The 23,064-nt window shown below is 69.5% G+C and carries 20 protein-coding genes and 1 pseudogene; 5 read left to right on the top strand and 16 right to left on the bottom strand.

Features of this window, described 5'->3' with window-relative positions; genetic code table 11:
* A pseudogene (locus RSP_RS21835) lies at positions 1–509 on the top strand (ISNCY family transposase); the annotation flags it as partial.
* A gap of 264 nt (positions 510–773) precedes the next feature.
* On the opposite strand, the gene RSP_RS21840 reads toward RSP_RS21835, so the two are convergent.
* From RSP_RS21840 to atpD, 9 genes are read right to left on the bottom strand one after another with little or no spacing between them, the layout of a single operon-like run.
* Complete coding sequence (locus tag RSP_RS21840; protein WP_011836231.1) at positions 774–1,625, bottom strand: F0F1 ATP synthase subunit gamma; 852 nt, start codon at positions 1,623–1,625, stop codon at positions 774–776.
* Entirely contained in the window at positions 1,622–3,115 is a 1,494-nt protein-coding gene (locus RSP_RS21845; protein WP_011836232.1) for a F0F1 ATP synthase subunit alpha, read from the bottom strand. The genes RSP_RS21840 and RSP_RS21845 overlap by 4 nt, the downstream gene beginning before the upstream one ends.
* A complete protein-coding gene (locus RSP_RS21850) occupies positions 3,105–3,809 on the bottom strand; it encodes a H+-transporting two-sector ATPase B/B' subunit (RefSeq protein WP_011836233.1) in 705 nt (234 codons plus the stop codon). The genes RSP_RS21845 and RSP_RS21850 overlap by 11 nt, the downstream gene beginning before the upstream one ends.
* A 5-nt stretch (positions 3,810–3,814) precedes the next feature.
* On the bottom strand, positions 3,815–4,066 hold the full coding sequence (locus RSP_RS21855) for a F0F1 ATP synthase subunit C (RefSeq protein WP_002724764.1): 252 nt from the start codon (positions 4,064–4,066) through the stop codon (positions 3,815–3,817).
* Positions 4,063–4,746: a F0F1 ATP synthase subunit A gene (locus tag RSP_RS21860; RefSeq protein ID WP_002724766.1), complete on the bottom strand. Its 684-nt coding sequence runs from the start codon at positions 4,744–4,746 to the stop codon at positions 4,063–4,065. The genes RSP_RS21855 and RSP_RS21860 overlap by 4 nt, the downstream gene beginning before the upstream one ends.
* Positions 4,743–5,003 carry an N-ATPase subunit AtpR gene (locus RSP_RS21865; protein ID WP_017140433.1) on the bottom strand — a complete coding sequence of 87 codons (261 nt, stop codon included), beginning with the start codon at positions 5,001–5,003 and terminating at the stop codon, positions 4,743–4,745. The genes RSP_RS21860 and RSP_RS21865 overlap by 4 nt, the downstream gene beginning before the upstream one ends.
* Positions 5,000–5,365 carry an AtpZ/AtpI family protein gene (locus RSP_RS22795; RefSeq protein WP_011836234.1) on the bottom strand — a complete coding sequence of 122 codons (366 nt, stop codon included), beginning with the start codon at positions 5,363–5,365 and terminating at the stop codon, positions 5,000–5,002. Before RSP_RS22795 ends, RSP_RS21865 begins: the two co-directional genes overlap by 4 nt.
* Positions 5,362–5,802, bottom strand: a complete 441-nt coding sequence (locus RSP_RS21875; protein ID WP_011836235.1) for a F0F1 ATP synthase subunit epsilon — start codon at positions 5,800–5,802, stop codon at positions 5,362–5,364. The genes RSP_RS22795 and RSP_RS21875 overlap by 4 nt, the downstream gene beginning before the upstream one ends.
* Positions 5,799–7,193 (bottom strand): F0F1 ATP synthase subunit beta, encoded by a 1,395-nt coding sequence (gene atpD, locus RSP_RS21880; protein ID WP_011836236.1) that lies wholly within the window; start codon positions 7,191–7,193, stop codon positions 5,799–5,801. The genes RSP_RS21875 and atpD overlap by 4 nt, the downstream gene beginning before the upstream one ends.
* A 1,795-nt stretch (positions 7,194–8,988) precedes the next feature.
* Here atpD and RSP_RS21885 point away from each other — a divergent pair.
* From RSP_RS21885 to RSP_RS21895, 3 genes are all read left to right on the top strand, one after another.
* Entirely contained in the window at positions 8,989–9,384 is a 396-nt protein-coding gene (locus RSP_RS21885) for a hypothetical protein (protein ID WP_050988686.1), read from the top strand.
* Between the two features lie 284 nt (positions 9,385–9,668).
* The gene (locus RSP_RS21890) at positions 9,669–10,673 is read left to right on the top strand and encodes an NAD-dependent epimerase/dehydratase family protein (RefSeq protein WP_011836238.1); all 1,005 of its coding nucleotides are present in this window, start codon (positions 9,669–9,671) and stop codon (positions 10,671–10,673) included.
* Positions 10,674–10,792: 119 nt separating this feature from the next.
* On the top strand, positions 10,793–11,845 hold the full coding sequence (locus RSP_RS21895) for a sulfotransferase domain-containing protein (protein ID WP_011836239.1): 1,053 nt from the start codon (positions 10,793–10,795) through the stop codon (positions 11,843–11,845).
* A 24-nt stretch (positions 11,846–11,869) separates the two neighbouring features.
* Here the strand turns inward: RSP_RS21895 and RSP_RS21900 are convergent, their stop codons facing one another.
* From RSP_RS21900 to RSP_RS21915, 4 genes are all read right to left on the bottom strand, one after another.
* Complete coding sequence (locus RSP_RS21900; RefSeq protein WP_011836240.1) at positions 11,870–12,559, bottom strand: hypothetical protein; 690 nt, start codon at positions 12,557–12,559, stop codon at positions 11,870–11,872.
* 89 nt (positions 12,560–12,648) lie between these two features.
* A complete protein-coding gene (locus RSP_RS21905; RefSeq protein WP_011836241.1) occupies positions 12,649–13,971 on the bottom strand; it encodes a hypothetical protein in 1,323 nt (440 codons plus the stop codon).
* A gap of 115 nt (positions 13,972–14,086) precedes the next feature.
* The gene (locus RSP_RS21910) at positions 14,087–15,028 is read right to left on the bottom strand and encodes a calcium-binding protein (protein WP_011836242.1); all 942 of its coding nucleotides are present in this window, start codon (positions 15,026–15,028) and stop codon (positions 14,087–14,089) included.
* Between the two features lie 181 nt (positions 15,029–15,209).
* A complete protein-coding gene (locus RSP_RS21915) occupies positions 15,210–16,511 on the bottom strand; it encodes a DUF2793 domain-containing protein (protein WP_011836243.1) in 1,302 nt (433 codons plus the stop codon).
* Between the two features lie 602 nt (positions 16,512–17,113).
* On the opposite strand from RSP_RS21915, the gene RSP_RS21920 reads away from it, so the two are divergent.
* Complete coding sequence (locus RSP_RS21920; RefSeq protein WP_011836244.1) at positions 17,114–18,472, top strand: sulfotransferase family protein; 1,359 nt, start codon at positions 17,114–17,116, stop codon at positions 18,470–18,472.
* 157 nt (positions 18,473–18,629) lie between these two features.
* Here the strand turns inward: RSP_RS21920 and RSP_RS21925 are convergent, their stop codons facing one another.
* From RSP_RS21925 to RSP_RS21935, 3 genes are all read right to left on the bottom strand, one after another.
* Positions 18,630–19,622, bottom strand: coding sequence for a hypothetical protein (locus RSP_RS21925; protein ID WP_009565051.1), 993 nt, complete (start codon positions 19,620–19,622; stop codon positions 18,630–18,632).
* Positions 19,623–21,878 carry a glycoside hydrolase family 99-like domain-containing protein gene (locus tag RSP_RS21930; RefSeq protein WP_011836245.1) on the bottom strand — a complete coding sequence of 752 codons (2,256 nt, stop codon included), beginning with the start codon at positions 21,876–21,878 and terminating at the stop codon, positions 19,623–19,625. It abuts the gene before it with no gap.
* Positions 21,879–21,941: 63 nt separating this feature from the next.
* Positions 21,942–22,742 carry an ABC transporter permease gene (locus tag RSP_RS21935; RefSeq protein ID WP_002724798.1) on the bottom strand — a complete coding sequence of 267 codons (801 nt, stop codon included), beginning with the start codon at positions 22,740–22,742 and terminating at the stop codon, positions 21,942–21,944.
* Positions 22,743–23,064: the final 322 nt, after the last annotated feature.

Consider the following 23,064-nt stretch of genomic DNA (forward strand, 5'->3'; position numbering starts at 1 on the left):
GCGCAGTTCGCCAGGGGCCTGCCCGGCCGGACGACCGGCACCGGCCGCTGAACCTGCCCCCGGACCGGCTGGCCGACATCCTGTGCTGGCGCGACCAGCGCTACGTCGGGAACCAGCTCACCTTCACCTACGAGCACCGGCGGATCCTGCTGGAGGAAAGCGACCTCACGCGCGGCATCGTGGGGAAATACGTCGACACCTACGCCTTCCCGGACGGACGTTTTGAAGCTCGATGGAAAGGCATCTCGCTCCCCTACCGCAGCTTCGATCCCGAGCAGCAGCATGTCACCCACGCGGCCATCACCGCGAACAAGCGGCTCAGCGACGTCCTGGCGCTGGCGAGGAGCCTGCAGGAAAGCCAACCCCCGCGCGTGAGCCGCGTCGGCCGGCAGCGCACAGTCTACGAGCCGACGGGTCGGCGGAACGACGGCTGGAATTCGAAACTGGCCCGCCGCGCCAGGCAGCGGGCGGACGGGACGGCGAAGCCTCCCGACATCGCGGCGGAATGACCGTGCGGACCCGGAGCGTTCCGCCCCCGCCGGCCCCGTCCCTACGGCCCTTCCTGACGAGAGCGGGCCGGGGCCGGCTCAGCCCTGCGACACCGGGACGACATTTCTACTTTGCACGCCAGGCGACACTTTAACTTGGTGACAACAACGGTTCCCGGGGCAGGATGTCCGAAGGCGGCAGGACATGTCCCCCGAGGCGAGCTCAGCGGCGGGCGCTGCCGCCGAAGCCTCCCGGGCCGCAGGGCCTGACCGTGGACCCGATCCTCACCCGCCCGGCACGGATCCCTTCGGGGCGCCGGCGCTGCTGGCGGACACCAGTTCGAGGATTTCCGTCGTCATCTGCTCCTGCCGGGCCTGCTGCCAGGCGCGTTTCAGCTCGGCGCTGATGCGCTTCACGCTGCTCTGGGCCCGGGCCATCGCCTCGGCGCGGGCGGCATTCTCGGCGGCGAAGCCCAGCATCAGCATCTCGCAGAGCTCGGTGAAGACATAGGCCTCCATCAGCGCCGCGAGCAGGTCTCCGGGCGGCAGCGTGATCAGCGGAAGGCGCCGGGGGTCGATGGGAAAGCGGGTGAAATCGAACGGGAAGAGGCGCCGGATCTGCGGACGCGCCGTCTCCTGCGGATCGCAGAAGACCACATGGACGGTCCCCTGGGGACGGCCGGGCAGCCATCCGAAGAGGGCGTCGGCCAGGCGGCTGGCGAGGGCTGCCACCTCGGGGACATGGGGCGCCATCTCGGCGGACCAGACGGGCCGGACGCCCCGGTCGCGGAGCGCCCCCAGCGTGCGCCCGCCGATGGCCATCACCGCATGGCCCCGGCCGGCGGCGGCCAGACCCGCCTCGGCCAGCCGCTCGCCGTAAAGGCCCGAGAAGCCCTGCGCGGCACCGATCACCACGGTGAGCGCAGCGTCCCCCCGCCCCTCCTCCGGCGCGGCGCCCGCCAGAGCCAGCGCCTCCGAGAGCGCCGCCGCCACGGTCGCCTCCTGCGCCCGGATCGCCGCGAGATGGCCCTCCGCCTCGCGCTGGTGCGCCGCCGCCAGCGCCTGCAGGGTCGCGATCACGCTGCCGATCTCGCCCACGTTCGCCAGACGGTCGCGGACCTCCTCGGGGCGGCTCATGGCGCCTCCCGCGCGCGGCGGACACAGGCCAGAAGCGCCGCGCGGGTCTCGGGCTCCAGCCGGTCGGGGGCCGCGCGGAAGGGGCCGAGCGAGGCATCCGCGGCCAGCACCGGCCCGAGCGCGGCCTTGAGCCGGGCCAGATCCTCGAGCGGCACATCGTCGAGCGCGCCCTCGGCCAGCGCAGCCAGCAGCGCCACCTGCACCGGGGTCGAGAGCGGGGTCGTGCGCGGCTGGGCGAGAAGCGCGCCGATCCGCTCTCCGCGCGCCAGACGCGCGCGCAGGGCCGCATCGCCGAAGCCGCCGAAGCGCGAGAACATCTTCATCTCGAGATATTGCGCATAATCGAGCCGCACCCGCCCCGCCACCGCCTTCAGCGCGCCCCGCTGCGCCTTGCCGCCCACGCGGCTGACCGACAGGCCGATATCCACCGCGGGGCGCTGGTTGGCGGCAAAGAGCGCAGCCGAGGTCACGATCTGGCCATCGGCGATCGAGATCAGGTTGGTGGGGATATAGGCCGAGAGGTTGCCCGCCTCGATCTCGGCGATGGGCAGCGCGGTGAGCGAGCCGCCCCCGTTGACAGCCGACAACTTTGCCGAGCGCTCCAGAAGCCGCGCATGGAGGTAGAAGATGTCGCCCGGATAGGCCTCGCGCCCCGGCGGCTGGCGCGCGAGCAGCGCCAGCTCGCGGTGGACGGCCGCATGTTTGGTCAGATCGTCATAGACGATCAGCGCATGCCCGCCCCGGTCACGCACCCATTCGGCCATGGAGGTCGCGGCGAAGGGGGCGATCCAGCGCAGGCCGGGCGAAGCCGTCGCGGGCGCCACCACGAAGACCGTGCGCGCGAAGGCCCCCTTCTCGCGCACGGTCTCGATCACCCGGCGGACGGCCGTCGTGCGCTGGCCGATGGCCACATAGAAGCAGACGATGTCGCTCGCGGCCTGGTTCACGATGGCATCGACCGCGAGGGAGGTCTTGCCCGTCGCACGCTCGCCGATGATGAGCTCGCGCTGCCCGCGGCCCACGGCAAAGAGCGCATCCACCACCAGAAGGCCCGTCTCCACCGGCTCGGCCACCATGTCGCGGTCGACGATGCCGGGGGCCGGGCGCTCGATCTCGAGCCTGGCCTCGGGCAGGATCGCGGGCAGTCCGTCGAGCGGGCGGCCGAGCGGATCGACGACGCGGCCCAGAAGCCCCTGGCCCACCGGCACCGACAGGAGCTGCCCGGTGCGGCGCACCTCGGTGCCCGAGCCCAGGGCCGCGCCGGGATCGAGCAGCGCCACCTGCACCGTCTCGGGATCGAGGGTCAGCACCAGCCCCTCGGCGCCGCCCGCGAAACGCACCACCTCGCCCAGCCGCGCGCCGGGCAGGCCCTCGACCTCTACGAGCCCGTCGGCCAGCGTGGCGATGCGGCCGGTCTCCTCGATCTCGGGGCCGAGCGGAACCTCCGCCACCCGCGCCTTCAGCGCCTCCAGTCCCGGATCACCGCTCATGGGTCAGCGCCTCGGCAATGCGGCCGATGTCATGGGCCAGCGAATTGTGCAGCACCCCGTTGGCCGAGCGCAGCTCGAGCCCCGCGATCAGCGCGGGATCGGTCTCCACCGGCAGGGGGGGCAGGCCCGCCACCTCGGGCACTTCGGCGAGGGGCGCGGGAGCGGCCAGCCGCAGCCCCGCGCCCGAGGCCAGCGCCGCGCGCCGGTCGGGGGGCAGATGCGCCAGCGCCTCGGCCAGCCGCCGGGCATAGCCCGCGGCATCGGGCGGCACCGGCTGGGCCGCCAGCGCCCGCCCGACGATGGCGAGCGCGAGATCGCGGGCGCGGCGCAGGGTCTCGGCGCCCGCGGCCTCGACGGTGCGGGCGGCCTCGGCCTCGGCCGCGCGCGCCGTGGCTGCGGCCGCGTCGCGGGCCTCGGCCAGAAGGCGGCGGCGCAGGGTCTCGGCCTCCTGCCGGGCCTCTTCCAGAAGCGCCGCGCGCTGCCGCAGGGTCTCGGCCGCAGCCGAAGCCGCCTCGGCCTCCGCCGCATGCGCCCGCGCCTCGGCCGCCTCGGCCGCGCCCAGCGAGGCCGTCAGCACCCGCTGGCGCTCAGCGATCATCGCGGCCACCGGGCGGAAGAGCACATGGCGGAGGATCGCCAGCAGGATCAGGACATTGGCGATCTGGACGGCGAAGGTGAGCCAGTCGAAGGTCACGGCGGTCAGCCGGTGAAGGGATTGGCGAAGAGGAGCAGGAGCGCGATCACGAGGCAGTAGATCGCCATGGTCTCGATCATGGCGAGCCCCACGAACAGGGTGCGCGAGAGGGTGCCCGCGGCCTCGGGCTGGCGGGCGATGGCCTCCATGGCGGCGGCCACGGCCCTTCCCTCCCCCAGCGCCGGGCCGAGGGAGCCTATTCCCACGGCGAAGGCCGCGCCGAGGATGCTGGCGATCTGGACGGTTTCGGGGGTCACGGGGCGGTCTCCTCTGCGGCGCCGTCCTCCACGGCGCTCGCGATGAACACGAGCGCGAGGATGGCGAAGATATAGGCCTGCACGGCGCCGGTCAGCAGATCGAGCGCCATCAGCGGGATCGGCACCAGAAGCCCCGCGAGCGAGAGCACGATGCCTAAGACGAAGACCCCGCTCATGACATTGCCGAAGAGGCGCAGCATGAGCGAGACGGAGCGGGTGACCTGCTCGACGAGATTGAGCGGGATCATGGCCCAGGTCGGCCGGGCGAAGGCGCGGAGCCAGCCCCAGAGCCCCTGCGCGCGGATGCCGAAGCCGATGGTGGTCAGGAACACGATCAGCGCCAGCGCCGCGTCGGTTTCCAGATGCGCGGTCGGCGGCTCGACGCCCGGGATCAGCGAGGACCAGTTGCAGGTCAGCACGAAGAGAAGCAGCGTGCCGATCAGCGCGCGGACCCGGCCCGGATCGCCCGCGAGGGTCGAGAGGATCTGCGCATCGAGCGCGGTCACCACAAGCTCCAGCGCCGCCTGCCCCCGCCCGGGCACGAGCGCGAGCCGCCGCGTGACAGCCCAAGAGCCGAGCGCCAGCACCGCCATGACGCCCCAGGTCACCACCACCGTCTCGCTGACGGCCAGCGGCCCGAGGGTGAAGGCGATGCGTTCGGCAAGCGGACTCTCGATCATTTCGCGCGCTCCCGCCGCAGGATGAGGGCGCGGCCCCCGAGGATGCCTGCGGCGGCGGCAAGCAGCGTGGTCGCCCCGCCCCGGCTGCAGAGGACAAGGAAGGCGGCCAGCAGCGCGAGCCGGAGGAGCTGCAGCGGGATCGCCCCGAGATCGCCCCGGAGCAGCCGGTCCGACAGGCGGCGGAGGGTCGCGAAATGCAGCGCCCCGGCGAGGGTTCCGGCGCCGAGCGCCGCGAGCGGGAGGAGGAGGTCGGTCATTGCGCATGCATCCATCGCAGGGCGAGCCAGAGGCCCAGGGCCGCGCCCGCCATCGTGAGGGCGGCGGCAAAGGTGATCCCGGTGCCGAGGAGCCGGTCGAGCCAGCCCCCGGCCAGCACGCCGCCGAGGGTCGGCAGCACGATCACCCATCCCAGCACCCCGATCTGGCCGAAGCGGCGCGCGAGCGAGGGCTCGGGATCGCGCCGCCCCGCCTCGGCGCGGACGGCGCTGCGCCGGACGGCCTCCGCGAGCGGATCCGGGGAGGCCCCGGGCGGGGCCGGGGGCGAAATGGCGGGCGCGGCCGCGGGATCCGGTCCGGGACCGGCTCCGGGCGGGGCGGATCCCGGGCCGGGGCCGGTCATTCGAAGGCCTCCACGATGCCGGAAAGGTCGGCGCCCGGCGCGCGGTCGAGGTGGCGCATCAGGCTGCGGATCGCATTGGCATGGAGGCGCACCTGCTCGCCCCGGGCGCGGCGCGCGGCCTGATCGGCGGCCTCGGCCTGCCGCTTCAGCCCGGCCTCGAGCCGGGCCAGATCCTCGCCCGGCACCGCCTCTCGGCAGGCGACGGTGACGAGCCGTCCGCCCGTGGCGCGCAGCACGCCCCCCCGGATCGCGCAGAAGTGCCAGGGCCCCTCGGGGCGGCGAAAGCGCAGCACCCCCGCCTCGATCACCGTCAGCAGATCGACATGCCCGGGCAGGAGGCCGAAGCCCCCCGAGGCATCCTCGGCGCGGATCGAGGCCAGCCCCTCCTCCTCGAGCACCGCCGCAAGCGGCGTGGTCACGCGGAGCGTCAGGCTCATGCGGCCCCCTTCCGGCGGCGCGCCTCTTCCCGTGCGCGCGCCTCCGCAAGCGTGCCGATCATGTAGAGCGAGCCCTCGTCCCAGTCGTCGCACTCCCCCCCGAGGATCGCCGCGCAGCCCTGCACCGTCTCGGCCACCGGAACCGAGCGGCCCTCCATGCCGGTATAGGCGGCGGCGACGAAGAAGGGCTGGGTCAGGAAGCGCTGCAGCTTGCGGGCGCGGCCCACCATCAGCTGCTCCTCGCGGCCGAGCTCCTCGATACCCAGAAGCGCGATCACGTCGCGCAGCTCGTGGTAATGTTCGATCGCTTCCTTCAGCCGCCCCGCCACGCGGGCATGCTCCTCGCCCACCACCGCCGGATCGAGCAGGACGGAGGTGGTGGCCAGCGGATCGATCGCGGGATAGATCCCCTCGGCCGCCAGCTGCCGCGACAGGACCACCGTGCTGTCGACATGGGCGCTGATCGCGGTCACGGCGGGGTCGGTGAAATCGTCGGCCGGGACATAGACCGCCTCGATCGCCGTGACCGAGGCGCGCCCGACCGAGGCGATGCGCTCCTGCAGCGCCGCGACCTCGGTCTCGAGCGTCGGTTGATAGCCCACGCGCGAGGGCATCCGGCCCAGAAGCCCCGAGACCTCGGCCCCCGCCTGCACGAAGCGGAACACATTGTCGATGAGCAGAAGCACGTTGCGCCCCTCGCCGTCGCGGAAGCCCTCGGCGATGGTGAGCGCGGTCAGCGGCACGCGCCAGCGCGCGCCGGGCGGCTCGTTCATCTGGCCGTAGACCAGCACGGTGCGGTCGAGCACGCCCGAGGCCTTCATCTCGCCCAGCATCTCGTGCCCCTCGCGCGAGCGTTCGCCCACGCCCGCGAAGACCGAGATCCCGTCATAGCCCGAAACCATGGCGCGGATCAGCTCCATCACCAGCACGGTCTTGCCCACGCCCGCGCCGCCGAACATCGCGGTCTTGCCGCCCTGGGCCAGCGGGGCCAGCAGGTCGAGCACCTTGATGCCGGTGGAGAAGACCTGAAAGCGCGCGTCCTGCGCGGCGAGCGGCGGGGCGGGGTGCAGGATCGGCGCGCGGGGCGCCCCGGCGGGGATCGGCGGGCCCAGATCGGCGGGGCGGCCCGCCACATCGAGAAGCCGCCCGAGCACGGCCGGCCCCGTGGGCACCCGGAGCGGCCCGCCCGTCGTGCGGACCGTCTCGCCGCGGGCGATGCCCTGCGTCGAGTGCAGCGCGATGGCCCGGACATCGGCGGCGCCGAGATGGGCCTGGATCTCCGCCACGACGGGGAGGGAGCCCACCTCCACCACGTCGCCGATCGCGGGCAGAGGTCCCTCGACACGGATGTCGAGGACCGGCCCTCGAACCGATGTCACCCGTCCAGTCATCTGCGGTCCCTGCCTTTCGGCGAAGTGCCCGAGTCGCCCCGGATCTTACGCCCCGGTCCCCCCGTTGCCCACCCCGCGCGGGAGCCCGCGGGGCGCCTTGCCGGATTATCCGGAGCCCGCCGGAATTGCAGACGGCGAGGCCCCTGCCCTGCAATTCCGGCGAGGAAACCCATTCTCCGATGGCAGAGGATGCGCCCCGCCCTTTTTGCTCCTCCGGTCTCCGGGTCCGGCAAATGCCTTTGCAGGGCGGACCCCCTCCTGACTTGAAAGACCACGGGTCCGCCTTTGCCGATCTTCGGACGCCGGAGATAAGGACGTCCCTCTTTTCCCGCCTGCCCGCCCGAGGCCTCGAACGGCCTGCTGCGCCTCGAGTGCGCCCCCGCCCGCACGGGCCCGCGTCTGCACCGGCGGCGCGCCGAGGGCCTTCGGGGAGCCGTTCGGACGATCCCCGCTTCCCGCGGCGGAGCCCCGTCTCGCCTCGACCGCCCCCGCGCCCGCTTCCGCAGGGGCAAGGCTGCGCAGGCCTCTCGCCCGACCGACGCCACATGCCCTTCGGACACCTCGGCGGCGACAGGGGCGCACCGAACCGGAAGCCGCCTCCCCTCACCGCCCGTCTCAAGGAGTCCTGCGGGTTTTCGGGGGGCCGAAGGCGATCCTCCCGCTCCCTTCAGGACCCTGCGCGCCCTCCCGATCGGACCGGGCCTCTCGGAACGCCCGCACCCGGGATTAGGGGCTCCGGAACGCGCCCTTCAGGGGAGACCGGACGGATGTCCGGCACAAACCCGAACGGGAGGAATGAGGAGGGGCGGTGACGCCGCCGGGGGGCGAAAAGCCGTGGCCAAAATTGGCCATGGCGTGGCCAATTTTGGCCACGGCTCCAGAAAAGGATTCAAAATCAACAGGTTTTGACCCGGCAGAGCTTTTGGCGCCAAATTCAGCCGAAAATCCTTTATTCATAAAGGCTTGAAGGCAATGGGCAGCCTGCTGCGTCAGGTGTGTCCGCTTCGGGCGGGAATGGCCGCCGCAAGACTGCCGAACCGGAGCCCGCAGGCGCTCGCTGTCGTGGGCCGGAGGCCTCCCGAGAGCGTGTCCGGGGCCGGCCGCGCCAGGGAGCGCGCGCGCTCGGGCGGGACCCCCGCGGCCTGCCCGCTCCGAAACCGGAGCGCAAAGGCCGGGGCCATCAGGGAGGCGGTCCTCCTGAAGATCCCCCGCCTCGCCGCGGCTCGGGGCGAGGCGGGGGCCAGACGAGGCGGAGGCCGGTTTCTGGAGCGGCCTTCCCTGCCCGGCCGAAACCGGGAGAGCGCGGCGGCGCCGGATATCTGCGGGATGCGCGGCCTCCATGGCCTTCGGGAGGCTCGGGGGCTGACGGCCCGAAAGCCGACCGCTGCCGGGTCCCCCTCGCTTTCGGGGCACTTTCCGGTCTGCCCTCCCGGCGCAAGGATCCTCGCCCTTGCGTGCGGAGCCGGGGCCGATCTCCCTGCCCCGCCGCGCAGGACGCCAACGCCTCGCCCGTGCGCGAGCCGGGGCGCCCGGCGCGGCTGCGGCAGGACCGGAGAGCGGGCAGGACCGAATGCGGACCTACCCGCGGAGGGGGCGCGGGCCACGGTCCGACAGCCGGGTCCTTGATCCCTCTGCAATGCACCGCGCGCCATGGGCATTGCCTCTTCAACCAATCTTGACTCTCGAATCCAGCAAATCACTCTCTTCAATGCCCGCCCCTCGAGGCGCGGCCTCAAAGGTAATTCAGGGGCAATTCGGCATTGCCCCTGGTCCATTCAAGAAGCCGGAGACCGAATTGGTCCTTACTGTCCTGTCCCCCTTGCTTTCAACCGTGGCTTCGGCCTGTGTCTATGCCCACGGAATACGTCGCCAGAAGCAGACCATCCGCCAGTGCCAGAACCCCGCCACGGCGGCCCGCCTCGAGGAAATGCGTCCCCTGGCCCTTCGGAACGGCCATCGTCTTCTGGCGGTGGAAGCGGCCTATCTGCTGTTCGTGCTCGTTCTGGCGGCGACGGGACTCAACGATGACCCGGAGGGCGCGTCGTTCGTGACGCTGATCCTCGCGCTCACGAGCGGCGGCGTGGTGGCGCTCCTCGCCGTGACCCATCTGGCGAGCGACCCGTCGGGGTCCCTCGTGCTTCCGCCGCTCCTGCTCATGGTGTTCGGGGCGGTCTATCCGATCCTGCAGTAACGGCCCCAAAGGAAGGGCGGCCGCAGCAGCCTCGGGATCCGAAGAGCTGCGGCCTACTCCCGGGCGGCGCGGGGCCGCCGGGGGATGGCGCCATGATAGCGCAAACATCGGCCGGGCGGGACGCGGCGAAATGTCGTCGCTTGCGCGGGGCGCGTCCGTCCCCGCGAAATGTCGTCGCCCGCACGGGGCGCGCGGCCGCCCGCCCTGCCGGGGTTCCGGTTCGCCCGCCCCGCCGCTATGGTCCGGCCCGAGGGGGACGCGGCCCCCGGCAGAAGGGGCTCTTCATGCGGCGCATCCTCGTCACCGGCACGGCCGGCTTCATCGGCTTCCATCTCGCGCGCCTCCTGCTGGCCGAGGGCTTCCGCGTCCATGGCTACGACGGGATGACCGACTATTACGACGTGGCCCTCAAGCGGCGGCGCCATGCGATGCTGCTGCAGGACCCGAACTTCTCGGCCACGGAGGGCATGCTCGAGGATCAGGCGCTCTTCGACCGCGTGGCCGATGAGTTCGCGCCCGAGGTGATCGTCCATCTCGCGGCCCAGGCGGGCGTGCGCTATTCGGTCGAGAACCCGCGCGCCTATCTCGATGCGAATGTGATCGGCAGCTTCACCGTGATGGAGGCCGCGCGGCGGCTGAAGGTGGCCCACCTGATGATGGCCTCCACCTCCTCGGTCTATGGCGCCAACGAGGAGATGCCCTTCCGCGAGACCGACAAGGCCGACCGCCAGCTCACGATCTATGCCGCGACCAAGAAGGCCAACGAGAGCATGGGCCACGCCTGGGCGCATGTGCATGGCCTGCCCATCACGATGTTCCGCTTCTTCACCGTCTACGGCCCCTGGGGGCGGCCCGATCTTGCGCTGTTCCGGTTCGTCGAGGCGATCCTCGAGGACCGGCCGATCGAGATCTACAACCACGGCGAGATGTGGCGCGACTTCACCTATGTGGACGATCTCGTCCGCGCGATCCGGCTCCTGATCGAGGCCGTGCCCGGCGGCCCCGAAACGGCGGTCGAGGAGGACAGCCTCTCGCCCGCAGCCCCCTTCCGCATCGTCAACATCGGCAATTCCGACAAGGTGCGGCTGCTGGATTTCGTGGAGGCGATCGAGGAGAGCCTCGGGCGGCGCGCGATCCGCAGCTACCTGCCGATGCAGGTGGGCGACGTGCCCGCGACCTGGGCCGACGCGGGGCTTCTCCAGCGCCTGACCGGCTACCGCCCGCAGACGGACATCCGCGACGGGATCGCGCAGTTCGTCTCGTGGTATCGCGATTACACGGGGAAGTAGTCACACCCGTTTGCCTCGTCGGAAACGTCGGGTTAGAGAAGAGGCGCCGGGAGATCCGCAGGACTTTCCCGCAGGACAGAAGGCCAGGATGCGGCCCTTCGCAACAAGGAGATGACCGCTTGGCACGACTGCTTCTCCACATTGGCGCACATAAGACGGCGACCAGCTACATCCAGCGGCGCTTTCATCTCAATCGCGACCTGCTCGCCCGGCACGGCATCCTCTATCCCGACATCGGGCCGAACCGGGCCCATCACATTCTCGCCACGCCTTGGATCGACATTCCCGAAATTCCCGAGAGCTATTGGGGCCCCGAAGAAACAGGGTCGACTGGGCGCACGAGGCAGGACGCTTTCTTCGAGAAATTCACGAAGGACTATGCCTCCCAGAAGGGTACCGTCTTCCTGTCCGCCGAGGTTTTCAGCCGAGCCCTGCCCCAGCATGTGGACATGGCAGATCTAGCCAAGCGCCTGTCGGATTTCGAAGAGGTGAAGATTGTCTATGTGGTGCGGCACCAGACGGATTACATCCAGTCCATCTGGCTTCAGGTGGCCAAAAACGGCAGGGCGGGAAGATTTGATCCGTTCCTTGCACATGCCCTTCAGAAGCATCTGGCATCTGGGGTATGGATCGATCATCATAAGGTGATCGAGAACGTGCTGAGCGGCTTCAGCCGCGACCAGCTCATCCTTTTTGACTATGAGACCATACGCAAACATCCCGAAGGGGTCATAGGACCTTTTCTCGAGCTTCTGGGATCTCCTCTCCATGTTCATGATCTCGCCGAACTCGACAATCGAGAGGCGAATATCTCTCCAGACCCTCTGGCAATCTGGATGACACATGCCGCCTTCTTCCCAAACCCGCTCAAGCTCGGCCTTTACCAGAAGCTGAAGGACGCGCTTGACAGGATCAGGGAAAATTACGGCAAGAAAAAAACCAGCCTCTACACGCGCGCACAGTACGAAGCGGTCATTCAGGCCTCCAGCGAGATGAACATCCCGCTCCGGGGGTGGCTCGAGTCCGACAAGGGTGACTCCCCAATCTTCACAACTCCGTCGTCAGATCAGATACTTTTTCGGGACGATCTGACGGAAGCTGATTTGGGTCCTTATCTCCCGGAAGAAAACCTGCGCATGCGCGAGAAACTCAGGGCTGCCCTCTCGCAATAGAAATAGCGCCTTCGCCCTGCTTTTTCATATCAAAACCGTGGCTTCCGGCCCGGCGAGACGGCTTTCAAGGATTGCAAGGGTGGCATAGGTGGCGTGGCTTGCGAGCCGGATATTCCGACGCGCGAGTTCGCTCATCGTCTTCGTCACCCGCTCGGGCGGAAGTCGATGCTTATAGGAGTTCTTGGTAACCGGGGCTTCTGCCGCCTGAAGGCCTTGGGATGTCAGAAAATGCGGCAGGTCAGCGCCGATCCGTTCCATGCGGATCACATGGGTGCGCCCAGAGGGTAGTTCGCTCGCGATCTGCGGCGGCAAATACCATCCCAGATCGAACTGCATGTGGAGCTTGCTTGCCCTCAGCGCCGCAACGGCTGCCTGTCGTCGCTCCCTCCGGGGATCCGTGAGCGCCTCTGCCAGATCGTTTGCAGTCAGGAAGGCACCGAATATCCGCCGCCAGGTTTCATTCTTGAGGCGACGCCCGTCCCCGTCGAGGCTCTTGGAGTGAAGATCCCATTCGAAAGCCGACACGAACCGGTCAACCGGATCGCGGGTCAGGACGATGAAGATGTCGGAGGGATCGTGCCTCAGAACGGCATCGGCAAGCTGCAGATTGGCGTCATGGACGTGATAGATCTCGAGGCCCGCCACCTGGGGCTGGAGGGTGCGGATAACGGATTCTCCGGCACATTTGCCGACATGGACGAGATGGTAGGGCAAGAAAATCCTCTCTTCTGCAGAAGCAGAGTCACCAGACGGAAGGTTCTGAGCAACCCGCGGAACGGCGAGTCAGGCCTCGTTCATTGGCATTATCGATCACCATGTTCCAGCCGCTCGATCAGCCGCTCCATGTACCAGGCGTTGCTGAGTGGATTTACGCCCCAGGACTGGTAGTAGATGTGGGCCACATGGTCGGCAATGCGGGTGCCGTCGCGCAGGACGAGCTGCCGCGCCAGCTCTCCCCCAGGGCTCAGCTCATCCGCGTAGGTGAAGCTGTCGCGCAGATAGTCGGCATCGTTGTCCATGGCTCCATCCTGGGCATTCGCCACGGTATCCTCTCCGATCTGTGCCCTCTGGCAGGCTTCACTGACGGATCCTTTTCCCCGGCGGAAGGTCAGGAAGGCCACGTCCGGCCTGCCCTCGCGTTTCAGGCAGGGGTTCAGATAGCTGTGTGTGTTGACGATGAAGCCCAAGGGCGGCGGATGTCCCGACCGGGGATTGAGGGCGCGTGAGGAGAGCCACAGGTTCCGGACCCGGATCGCATAGCGGTTCGGATTCTGTTTCCCCATGGAATAAGGGTAGCCGATCACCACCTCGGCGATTTCGAGAGCCCGCCCCGGCAGCTCCTGTTCGGCCTGTGCCTTGGCCAGAGATCGGACTGCATCGGTAAGATCAGTCGTAGGCTTAGCATCGGGGGTTGGTTCGCTGTAGACGGGGTTTCGGGGAACCCTTCCCACTTGCCACAGCGGAAGATTGACCAGCCATCGAACCTGGACTGTTTGTTTTTCTTGAGCCGCCTCGATCCGATCGCGCAGTTCGACCATGTAGGCATGCACGATCTGTCCGGCGCTTCGCACGTCAAAGCCCGCGCCGGCCGTCTCCCGGCAACCTGCTGGCTTGTCCGAATCCGGGAGGAGCCGGAGCATCGGCCCGTCAACGTTGATCGCCGAGACGGGGATGCCGGCATCGGTCAGCCGTCTCACATTGCGCTCGAACTCGAACGCGGCGGCTGCACGGCCCAAAGCCTCTGGCGAAAGGCTGGCGTCACAGCGGGCGCCCGACAGGCCCACGCCCGCCTCATAGGTCACCTGCAGCCCCGTTCGCGCGACAATGGCGGCAAGTCCTCCCAGATCTGCATCGGTCAGATAGGTATCGTCCGGGCGGCGTTTTTCTCCCTTGGCGCCGATCCCCCGGAAGTCGGTGGTCATCAGGAAGGAGGCATTGAGCACGATCCCCTCCACCCCCGCGCGGTCGAGCTCCTGCCAGAGCGGCAGGTTCGCGGCGGCGAAGATCTCGCGGTTGTCGAGCGCCCGGGGGCCGGGGCCGTAGATCGCCTCGGGGGCCGCCTCCGCCCCCGCGCCGAGGGCGAGGGACAGAAGGGCTGTGAGCAGGGTCGTCCGGAGCAGGGTCATGGGAGCCTCCCGTGGCGGTTTGCCAGAGGATGCCGCATTTCCCGGGACGGGCAACCCCCGGCGCCGCGCTTGGGCGCCGGGCGGCGCTCCTCTGCCCGGGGCCGGCCGGGCGGCCTCAGAACAGGAAGTCGTCGCGGGTGAGCATCTCGGAGGAGATCCCCTCGAGCGTGATCCGGTTCGCGCCCACCTCGATCACGACATGGCCGTTCACCTCCGACAGATGGTTCGCCATCAGATCGCCGAAGCCGGTGATGGCCCCCACCCCGCGCAGGTCGATCCACTCGCCTTCCATGTCGGGCGAGAAGTCGCGGATCCGGTCCCGGCCGAAATTGCCGGCGAAGACGAACCGGTCCGCCCCGCCGCCGCCGATCAGGATGTCGTTGCCCGCCCCGCCCACCAGCACGTCGCGCTCCCACTGGCCGTCGAGCCGGTCGTTGCCCGCGCCGCCGAGCAGCAGGTCGTTGCCGGTGCCGCCGAAGAGCGCATCGGCCCCCTCCATGCCGCGCAGCACATCCGCCCCGCCCCGCCCCTCGAGCCGGTCGTTGCCGAGCCCGCCCGACAGCGTCTCGGCCAGACGGCTGCCCAGAAGCACATCGGCCCGCGCCGAGCCTATGACGATCTCGATCGATTTCACCACATAGGGGCCGAAGGGCTCGGGCCGGAAGTCGTAGCGCCCCGCGGCCAGATCCACCCGGAAGCCGAGCCGCAGGTTGGTGTAGCCGCTCAGGTCCAGCGTGTCGGTCCCCGCCCCGCCATAGACATCGTCGGCGAGATCCACGCCGCGGATGCGGAACGTGTCGTTGCCGGCCTGGCCGTAGCAGGCGTCATGGTAGAAGCCGCCGTCCAGAAGGTCGTCGCCATCGCCGCCATAGAGCCGGTCCACGCCGTCGCGGCCGTTGATCGTGTCGTTGCCGTCCCCGCCGACCAGCCGGTCGGCCCCGGGCCCGCCGTTCAGCAGGTCGTTGCCGGGGGTGCCGGCCGGGGTCTGGGCGAGCGCGCTCTGGGCCAGGGGAGCGGACAGCGGGGAGAGGCTGGGGAAAGGAGAGACTTCAGGCATTGTTTCCAAAATTCCTTCAATAGGGCGCGCCAAACGGGATTTTCTATGTCTGGTCTGAAATCGCGCGTCTTCCGGAAGAAATCCACGCCGTCCCAACCTTCTGGAAAGAAGGCCCGCCGTCAATCTGCTTGGAAGGACAGGGGCGCCGGGTCCCGGCACCCGCCGGGGCGGGCCGGAAACCTCAATACCAGCGGCCCATCGAGATCAGCTCGACCTGCGCGGCAAGGCGCGTGTTCGTGGCGCTGAAGACCGAGACGCCGACGCTGGTCGTCGTCCGCCCGGTCAGCCGCGGGCTGAGCGCCTGGGCTCCGTTCGAGACCACGCTCGAGACCGTGACGAGGCCCGTGGCGGTGGAGAAGGCGGCGGGAAAGGGGGCCACCACATCGGCGGAGGCCGAGGTGGTCACCTTCTGCCAGCAGCTCTGCGTCCCGTCCTGATGGCGGATGTAGCGGCCGTTGGCGTTGCCCGCGCTCTCGACGATCCCGCCCGCGACCCAGGGCGACCAGGCGCCCTCGCCGCGGGCGCGCGAGAAGAGGATGCCCGGCATGAGGCCCCCGCCCCCCGCCTCCACGAGAAAGAGCTGCACCTCGCCCGCCCCGCGGCTCTGGTGAAGGAGAAGGCCCGCCTGCACGCCCGCAGGGCCGCCGCTGCTGCCCTGCGCGCTGTCGTAGCCGTAAAAGCCCGGCGCGAGCGCGCCGTCCACCGCCCCGGCATTGCCGACGAGCGGCGCCGGCGCCCCCAGCCCGAAGGCCCCCACCGTCAAGAGCCGGCCCGGGGTCGCATCGGCGGCCGAGGCCTGCACCGCGCTTCCGGTGAGGCTGCCCGTCACCACCGCCCCCTGCGGCAGCGCCACCCGCCCGCTCGCCCGGTCGGCGCTGAGCGCGGTGCGGAAGGAAGTGCCGTCCGGGCTGACCTTCAGCGCGAAGTCGTCGCTGCCCGCAAGCCCGATTTCGGCCCGGCCCGACCAGTCGGACTGGAACAGGAGGCTCGCCGTCTCGGCCTCCGCGGCCTTGTTGACCTTGATCCGGTGGCTCGCACCCGCATGGGTGAAGAGCGTGGCGGGGCCCGCCACCGCGAGGCGGTTGGTGGCATCGGCCGAGGTGGCGATGCCCAGCGAGGGAAATTCCGGCAGAAGGCCGATCAGCGTGCGCCAGCCCTGGGCGGTGAAGACGAGCCCCGCTCCCTCGGCCAGCACGAAGGTCTGCCAGCCCGGCTGCGGGGCGAGGAAACGCCAGACCGCCGCCTCCGCGTCCCAGACCGCAAAGGCCTCCTCCCGCCCTGCCCAGGCCCCTTCGGCGCCCGGGCCCACCAGATGCCGCGCCCCCGCGGCCGGGGCGGCGGGCGGCGCGGAGCGGTCGCGGTCGAGCACGGCGGGCTGGACCAGCACATCGAGCCGCTGCAGCGCCTCGTTGTGGGTCACATGTTTCTGCGCCTGGGAAGGCAGGATGTAGGGAAGCGACAGGATCGGCGAGGCGTCGGACATGAAAAACCCCTTCGGCACAGGATCGGCCGCCGCAGGCTAGGCGGAGAGGGTGAACGGCCGGTGGCCGGAGCGTGCGCTGCCTCCTCCGCCGGGCGCGGGACACTTCCGCACGGCCCGCCTGCAGGGCGCATCCGGCTCGGGGGCCGCCGGACGCGCGGGATCTCCGCCGTCACGCCAGCCGCAGTCTGCCCGCCGGACGGTATCCGGTTCGGGGCCGCCGGCGTGGGGGCTCCTCGAGGATCGGCGGCAGGCGGGGCTCGACAGGTCGGGGCCGCCGGACGCGGGAGGTCTGCCCTGCCCTTCTCCGGCCTGCCGCGGCGACTCCGACGGGCGCTTCGGGCACCGCAACCGGGACGGGGACGGCGCGCCTCCTCCCCCGGAAAAGCCATTCCCTTTGAAAGCGGAGTCGAATTTCATTGTTTTCCGGCCCCACTGCCTGCCGAAAGGAACAGGCGCCCCCTGCCCCGGCTTGAAGAAGCCTCGTCGCCGTCCATAGTCGGAGGACCACCCTCGCCGCCCGCCCTCGCAGCCAGGTCCGGCAGGGCGCTCCCGCGCCCGATCCGGCCGCCCGCCCTGACCCAGCCAGAGGTTCACCGCGCTTCATGACGTCCGACCAGACCCCTGCCCGCCCAGCCCTTCTCGTCCTCGGAATGCACCGCTCCGGCACCTCGGCCCTTGCGGGCGTGCTCGGCCGGGCGGGCTTCGCGCTGCCGCAGGAGTTGATGCCTCCGACCGAGCACAATCCGCGGGGCTATTTCGAATCCACCCGGATCTTCCGGCTGAACGATGCGCTTCTGGCCGCGGCGGGCTCTTCCTGGGACGACTGGCGGGCCTTCGATGCGGACTGGCACCTCTCGCCCGCGGCCGAGCCGTTCCATGCCGAGGCGCAGGAGGCGCTCGCGGCGGAATTTCCCGGCACGGCGCCGATCGTGCTCAAGGATCCGCGGATCTGCCGGCTGCTGCCCTTCTGGACCCGCGCGCTGACCGAGGCGGGCTTCCGGCCGCTGGCCGTCTGCACCCACCGCCCCGCGCGCGAGGTGGGCGCCTCGCTCGCGCGCCGCAACGGCTGGCCCGAGGCGCGCGGCCTCCTGCTCTGGCTGCGCCATGTGCTCGATGCCGAGGCCCAGACCCGCGGCAGGCCCCGGGTCTTCGTCTCCTACGACGGGCTGCTCGCGGACTGGCGGGGAACGCTCGGGCGCATCGCGGAGGCCTTCGATCTGGCGCTCCCGCGCCCGCTCGACGAGGCCGCGCCCGAGATCGAGGCCTTCCTCTCGGCCGACCTGCGCCATGCGCCGGAGACGCCCGCGGCCGCGGCGGGCCTGTCCGACTGGATCGCCCGCCCCGAGGAGATCCTCGACCGGAAGGCCGCCGGAGAGGACCGCCCCGGAGACCGCGAGACGCTCGACCGGATCGCGGCCGAAGTCGCGGCCGCGGCCCCCCTGCTGGCAGACCTCTCCGGAGCGGTGGAGGAACAGGGCGCCCGGCTGGAGCGCGAGGCGGCCCTGCGCCACGAGGCCCAGACCATCCTGCAGCAGGAGAGGCAGCGGCTCGACGACCTGACGGCCGAGCTGCAGCTCCAGCTCCATCACAGGACCCTCCATGTCGCGGAACTGGAGCGTCATGCGGGGGAGCTGGCCCAGCAGCTCCGGCAGAAGACGCAGCACGCGGCCGAACTCGAGCGCCATGCGGAAGAGCTCGCCCAGCAGCTCCGGCAGCAGAGGTCGCACGCGGCCGAGCTCGAGCGCCATGCCGGAGAGCTCTCGGCCCTGACCCACGAGCTGCGCCAGCAGGTGCATCACAAGGGCCGGCATGTCCAGGAACTGGAAGCCCACTCGGGAGAGCTCGAAGCGCGGCTTCTCGCTCTCGAGGCCGAGCATGCGGCTCTTCTGGGCAGCACCTCCTGGAAGGTCACGCACCCCCTGCGCCGCATGTCGCTGGCCTTGCGTCGTCCGAAGACGTGAGGAGCCCTCCCGGCATGGCAGACCGCCTTTCTCCCGGAGGGCCTGCCCGCCTCAGAGAGGCTGCCTGACCGCACCGGCCCCCTTATTGCAACCTCTGCCGCGCCTGCTGTCACGCTCCTGCGGCTCCACGGATCCCCGCAGCCCGCGACCTCGGGCATCAGCCCCGGCGGGCGCGATAGATCCAGCGGCTGCACCGGATCCAGAACGAGGTGTTGAGCCCATCGCGATAGACACGATTCTCCTCGGGATCGCTTTCCGAGATGCGGAACTCCGGCTGCACCGCCTTCCGGCGTTCCGACAGACGGCCGTTACGCTCCTTCGCATATGCGAAGAGCTGCTGGAACTCCGGGTATGTCCACAGGCAGGACTTGGCCTCTTCGCCATATTCGATGCGAAAGGCACCTGTCGCACAGTCGATCACCCAAGGGGCCGCTTGGTCCGGTTCCGTGATGACACAGGCCGCAAAGGTCGGCAGCGCCAGCGGCGAAACGTTTGACAGCCCGTCATGGACAACCTGAAGCGAAGAGGCTGAGAGACCGCAGCCAAGCGTGTCCAGCATGGCACCCACGACCCCGTCCCGATGTCGGCGGCAGGCATCAAAATCGAGGAAAGTGATCTCTTCGGGCGCGAAGGCAGAAAGCAGATGATCGTAGAGCAGGTTGTAGTCGATCCACAGCCCATCCGTCATGTCGCGTTTGAGAACGGAATCGACCATGGTGGAGGGCTTGGGCGGTTGCCGCTCCTTGGAAGCCTGCAGATAGATCGACTGCATGAATTGCCATTGCTCACGCAACACGCAAACCACGGACACGCTTTCGAAATCCGAGAGCAGTTCGCGCACGGCCCGGAAGTCCACCTGAGCACCGGGCTTGCCGCGTGAGAACTCTTCGGAACTGAGAACCAGCGTGCCCGGAACATGAGCGTAGTCACGCGTGAGCTGTTTCAGCGTCGCGATACTGCCCTGAGGCAGGGCATACATGTCGGGCAGCTTGTTCCATTCCATCACGAGCCCATGGTGGCCCGCGACGCGGCTGAGGCGCGGATAGATCACCCCATGCTGCCGCAGAAGGTCCGCATTATGCGCGAACATGTCCTGGATCGTGGTGGTTGCCGTCTTGTGCGTTCCGATGTGCAGAACGACTCTTGCCATTCAGTGTGACCTCATGCCGTGCGCGGGCGGCTCCGCAAGATGGGTGGCGGGCTCCGCCGCTCCCAGATGCTGCCGCATCACCTGGAGATTGAGATCGCCGAAGGTCAGGCTCGGCTCGAGGACGGCCTTCTCGGCCCATTCGTTCCAGGCATTGACGAAAAGCTCGCGGCGATAGGAGGCGGGCACGCGGCGCTCGAGCGCGCCCGCGAGCCAGACGTTGAAGGTGGCGGGATTGGCGCCGTAGGCCACATGGCCCGCCGCCCCGCGCCGGGCCGTATTGTCCCAGCCCGGCATGACGCCTGCGATCGTGGCCTTGGGCAGGGTGCGGACATAGGTCTCCGACAGGGCCCGGCGCGCGACGGCGGCGTAATCGTAGATCAGCCCCGAGAAGGCGGGGTTCATCGCGGCGGGCATCCGGTTGCCGTCGGGACCGCCGAAGAGATAGTCCGGCCCCTTCACCAGCCCGTGCGGCGGCATCTCGACCCAGAAGTCGAAGAGCCCCTCGGGCACCGGATGGGCGCCCTCGACATGGAACCGCACCGCGCCGAGCTCGACCTCGCCGATCCCCGCCCGCCGCCAGCCCTCGCGCAGCCGCGCCACGCTGGCCTGCGGATCGGGCATGTCCTCGGGACGGTAGATTACGAAGCGCGGACGGCGGCCGTCGGGGCGGGCGTAGCGCGGATCGCGCAGATAGGGGGCGGTGTCGGCGGCGAGCTTCTCCTCGAAGCCCGCGCCATAGGTCTGTTCGAGGAGCACGGTGCCCGACAGCCCGTCCCAGTTGCGCCGCCAGCTCTCGTTGGCCCAGCAGAGATAGAAGGGGAAGTCGATCTCGGGCCGCGCCATCAGCCGGTCGATCGGCGCCTCGAGGATGCGGCGGCCGTCGAACCAGTAGTGATAGACGCAGAAGGCGTCGATCCCGGCCTCGCGGGCCATCGCCGCCTGCTCGCCCATCACCTCGGTGGCGCGCAGGTCGTAAAAGCCCAGATCGGCGGGCAGCATCGGCTGGAGATGGCCCTCGAACATCGAGGGCGCCTTCACCACCGAGCGCCATTCGGTGAAGCCCTTGCCCCACCAGGCGTCGTTCTCGGGCACGGGGTGGAACTGGGGCAGGTAGAAGGCGCTGACGAAGGCGGGCTTCGCGGGCGCCGCCGCCGCGGCCGGGCGGAGCTCGCTCGTCTGCAGGACCTTCTGGCCCGCCCGCGCGGTCAGATAGCCCAGCACCCGCTCGATCGCATGGGCGAGGGTGCCGTCGACCTGACCCTCCTCGAGATCGAAATCCTCGAGCCGGAGCTGCAGGCTGCGCAGAAGCCCCAGCACCAGCGGCTTCACCCAGTAGATCGAGCCCGCCGGGAAGGAGAGCGCCTCGCGGTCGAGCGGGATCTCGATGCGCTGAAGCAGATGGCGCGTGGCCTCGACGTTCGAGCCCCACCATTGGGTGCCGGTGTAATGCTGGCCGTCGGCCACCCAGAAGCCCGCCTCGGGCGCCTCGACGAAGGCCTCGAGCTTCTCCTCGAGCCCGGTCTCGGGCAGGATCCCCTCGATCAGATGCTTCCGCCAGAGATCGCCGTCCTGCCGGTGGGGCGATTTCTTCGTGTGGAACTTGCAGACCGCCCGGTAGCCGTCGAAGGCGCCCGCATTGAGCAGGGTGACGAAGGGCAGGATGTCGCGACCGCGGTTCGGCATCGGGGTCACGAAGGCGCCGGGGAAGTCGGCGCGGATCTCCTCGGCCAGCGCGTCGGTCTCCTCGCCGCGATAGGTCAGCGTGACATAGAGGTCGAACGGGATGCGGAGCCGCCGCAGACGGGCGGCGAACTCGGGCCAGAGATCGGGATAATAGACATGCACCGCCACCGCATAGGGCGCGGTCTGGCGCCCGTGCTCGAAACGGACCTGCGGCATGCCGCGGGCGGGCAGCGCCACGACCTCGGGCAGCTCCTTGGTCAGGCGCTGCTCGGCATGGCCCACGCGGACATAATGCAGGAAGGGCGGCACGCCGGCCTCCGCCACGTCGGGGTGATAGCGCAGATAGGCCTGGGGCGAGAAGTCCGGGTTCGGCCGGTAGCCCAGCCGCTCGCCATAGGCGATGTAGTGTTTCTCGGGATATTTCAGGTAGATCGGGTTCAACCCGGGGTAGGCCCCCCGATAATAGGTCCGGTCGAAAAGCCCGCTTTTCCGGATGGCGCGGAGATAGCGCCGCTCCTCGCCCGTCAGGACCAGAATCCGGGCAAACCGGCGCAGACGGTGAAATTTCAGCATGTCCGTCTCCAAATGAATGGCCGATACCTAACAACTACCTGAGGTAGACGCAAAGGGACGCGGTCAGGCACCTTCATTCAGAAGCATCCGGTGATGACGGTTCAGCAACAGCATGCCGAAGAAGAGACAGACAAGGCTTACGGAATAGGCATAGAGCGGGTCGACCAGCCGGGCGTCGTAGGTCGCGAAGAAGCCCTGACGCATCTTCGCGATCACATGGGTGAGCGGATTGTAGGACAGAAGCGTGCGGAAGGGCTCGGGCACGGTCTCCATCAGGAAGAAGATCCCCGACAGCAGGAACATCGGCCGGTTGAGGATGGCCCAGACCCGTTCCCAGACCGGCGCCACGCTGAAGAGATAGCAGTTGAGCGTGCCCACGCCCATCGCCAGCGCCGCCGCCATGCTGAAGGCCTCGAGGATCGCGGGCAGATCGAGGCTCACGTTCAGATCGTAGAAGGCGATGATGCCCACCATCACGATCACGAAGACCACGAGGTTCGTCAGCGTGTTGAGCAGGAACCGGCTCAGGATCGCATCGAAGAAGCTCACCGCCGGATAGGCGAGAAGCGGGCGCGAGAAGCGGATCGCCTGGCCGATCTTCGCGGTGAGCGCGGTGTAATACATGAAGGGCAGATAGCCCGTGGCATAGAAGAGCGGGAAGTTGTTGCCCAAGGGCGGCGAGCGCATCAGGAAGGAGAAGACCACCGTCAGCAGCGTCAGCGCCGCCACCGGCTCGGCCACCGCCCAGAGATAGCCGCCCGGAGAGCGGCCGTAGCTCGTGGCCATCTCGCGCAGCATGAGCGAGAGGACCGACCGGCCCCAGAGGAAGCGCCGCCCTGCAAGAAGACCCGAGAGCCCCGTCATTCCGCCTGCCCCAGTCGCCTGTCCCCGTCCGTCTCCGGCCCCGCCACCGGAGGGGGCGGCGGCCGGAGCGGCCATAACATCACTTGCAACCAGCGGTGTAAAGCTGGCATACCTTGGGCGATCAGCCCCGAGCCCGCGGACCCGCCATAGTGAACGCTTCCAAGCCGTCGGCCCCGCAAGCGCCTCTTGCCGACCCGCGATCTTCCCCGAATTCCGAGCCCGCGGAGCCTCCGCGCGGGGCCGGATCCGCGGCCCCCGGCCCGGTCGCCCGCCCCCGTCTGGGCGGCGCGGGCCCGGCCGGCGCCCGCGTCCGCGATCCCGC

This window comes from Cereibacter sphaeroides 2.4.1 (genome assembly GCF_000012905.2).
GTDB classification, from domain to species: Bacteria; Pseudomonadota; Alphaproteobacteria; order Rhodobacterales; family Rhodobacteraceae; genus Cereibacter_A; species Cereibacter_A sphaeroides.

Excerpts from the sequence above, each read along its gene's own strand:
- RSP_RS21840 (WP_011836231.1), bottom strand. The coding sequence starts at position 1,625 with ATGAGCCGCCCCGAGGAGGTCCGCGACCGTCTGGCGAACGTGGGCGAG.
- RSP_RS21845 (WP_011836232.1), bottom strand. The coding sequence starts at position 3,115 with ATGAGCGGTGATCCGGGACTGGAGGCGCTGAAGGCGCGGGTGGCGGAG.
- RSP_RS21860 (WP_002724766.1), bottom strand. The coding sequence starts at position 4,746 with ATGATCGAGAGTCCGCTTGCCGAACGCATCGCCTTCACCCTCGGGCCG.
- RSP_RS21865 (WP_017140433.1), bottom strand. The coding sequence starts at position 5,003 with ATGACCGACCTCCTCCTCCCGCTCGCGGCGCTCGGCGCCGGAACCCTC.
- RSP_RS22795 (WP_011836234.1), bottom strand. The coding sequence starts at position 5,365 with ATGACCGGCCCCGGCCCGGGATCCGCCCCGCCCGGAGCCGGTCCCGGA.
- RSP_RS21875 (WP_011836235.1), bottom strand. The coding sequence starts at position 5,802 with ATGAGCCTGACGCTCCGCGTGACCACGCCGCTTGCGGCGGTGCTCGAG.
- atpD (WP_011836236.1), bottom strand. The coding sequence starts at position 7,193 with ATGACTGGACGGGTGACATCGGTTCGAGGGCCGGTCCTCGACATCCGT.
- RSP_RS21890 (WP_011836238.1), top strand. The coding sequence starts at position 9,669 with ATGCGGCGCATCCTCGTCACCGGCACGGCCGGCTTCATCGGCTTCCAT.
- RSP_RS21905 (WP_011836241.1), bottom strand. The coding sequence starts at position 13,971 with ATGACCCTGCTCCGGACGACCCTGCTCACAGCCCTTCTGTCCCTCGCC.
- RSP_RS21910 (WP_011836242.1), bottom strand. The coding sequence starts at position 15,028 with ATGCCTGAAGTCTCTCCTTTCCCCAGCCTCTCCCCGCTGTCCGCTCCC.
- RSP_RS21915 (WP_011836243.1), bottom strand. The coding sequence starts at position 16,511 with ATGTCCGACGCCTCGCCGATCCTGTCGCTTCCCTACATCCTGCCTTCC.
- RSP_RS21920 (WP_011836244.1), top strand. The coding sequence starts at position 17,114 with ATGACGTCCGACCAGACCCCTGCCCGCCCAGCCCTTCTCGTCCTCGGA.
- RSP_RS21925 (WP_009565051.1), bottom strand. The coding sequence starts at position 19,622 with ATGGCAAGAGTCGTTCTGCACATCGGAACGCACAAGACGGCAACCACC.
- RSP_RS21930 (WP_011836245.1), bottom strand. The coding sequence starts at position 21,878 with ATGCTGAAATTTCACCGTCTGCGCCGGTTTGCCCGGATTCTGGTCCTG.
- RSP_RS21935 (WP_002724798.1), bottom strand. The coding sequence starts at position 22,742 with ATGACGGGGCTCTCGGGTCTTCTTGCAGGGCGGCGCTTCCTCTGGGGC.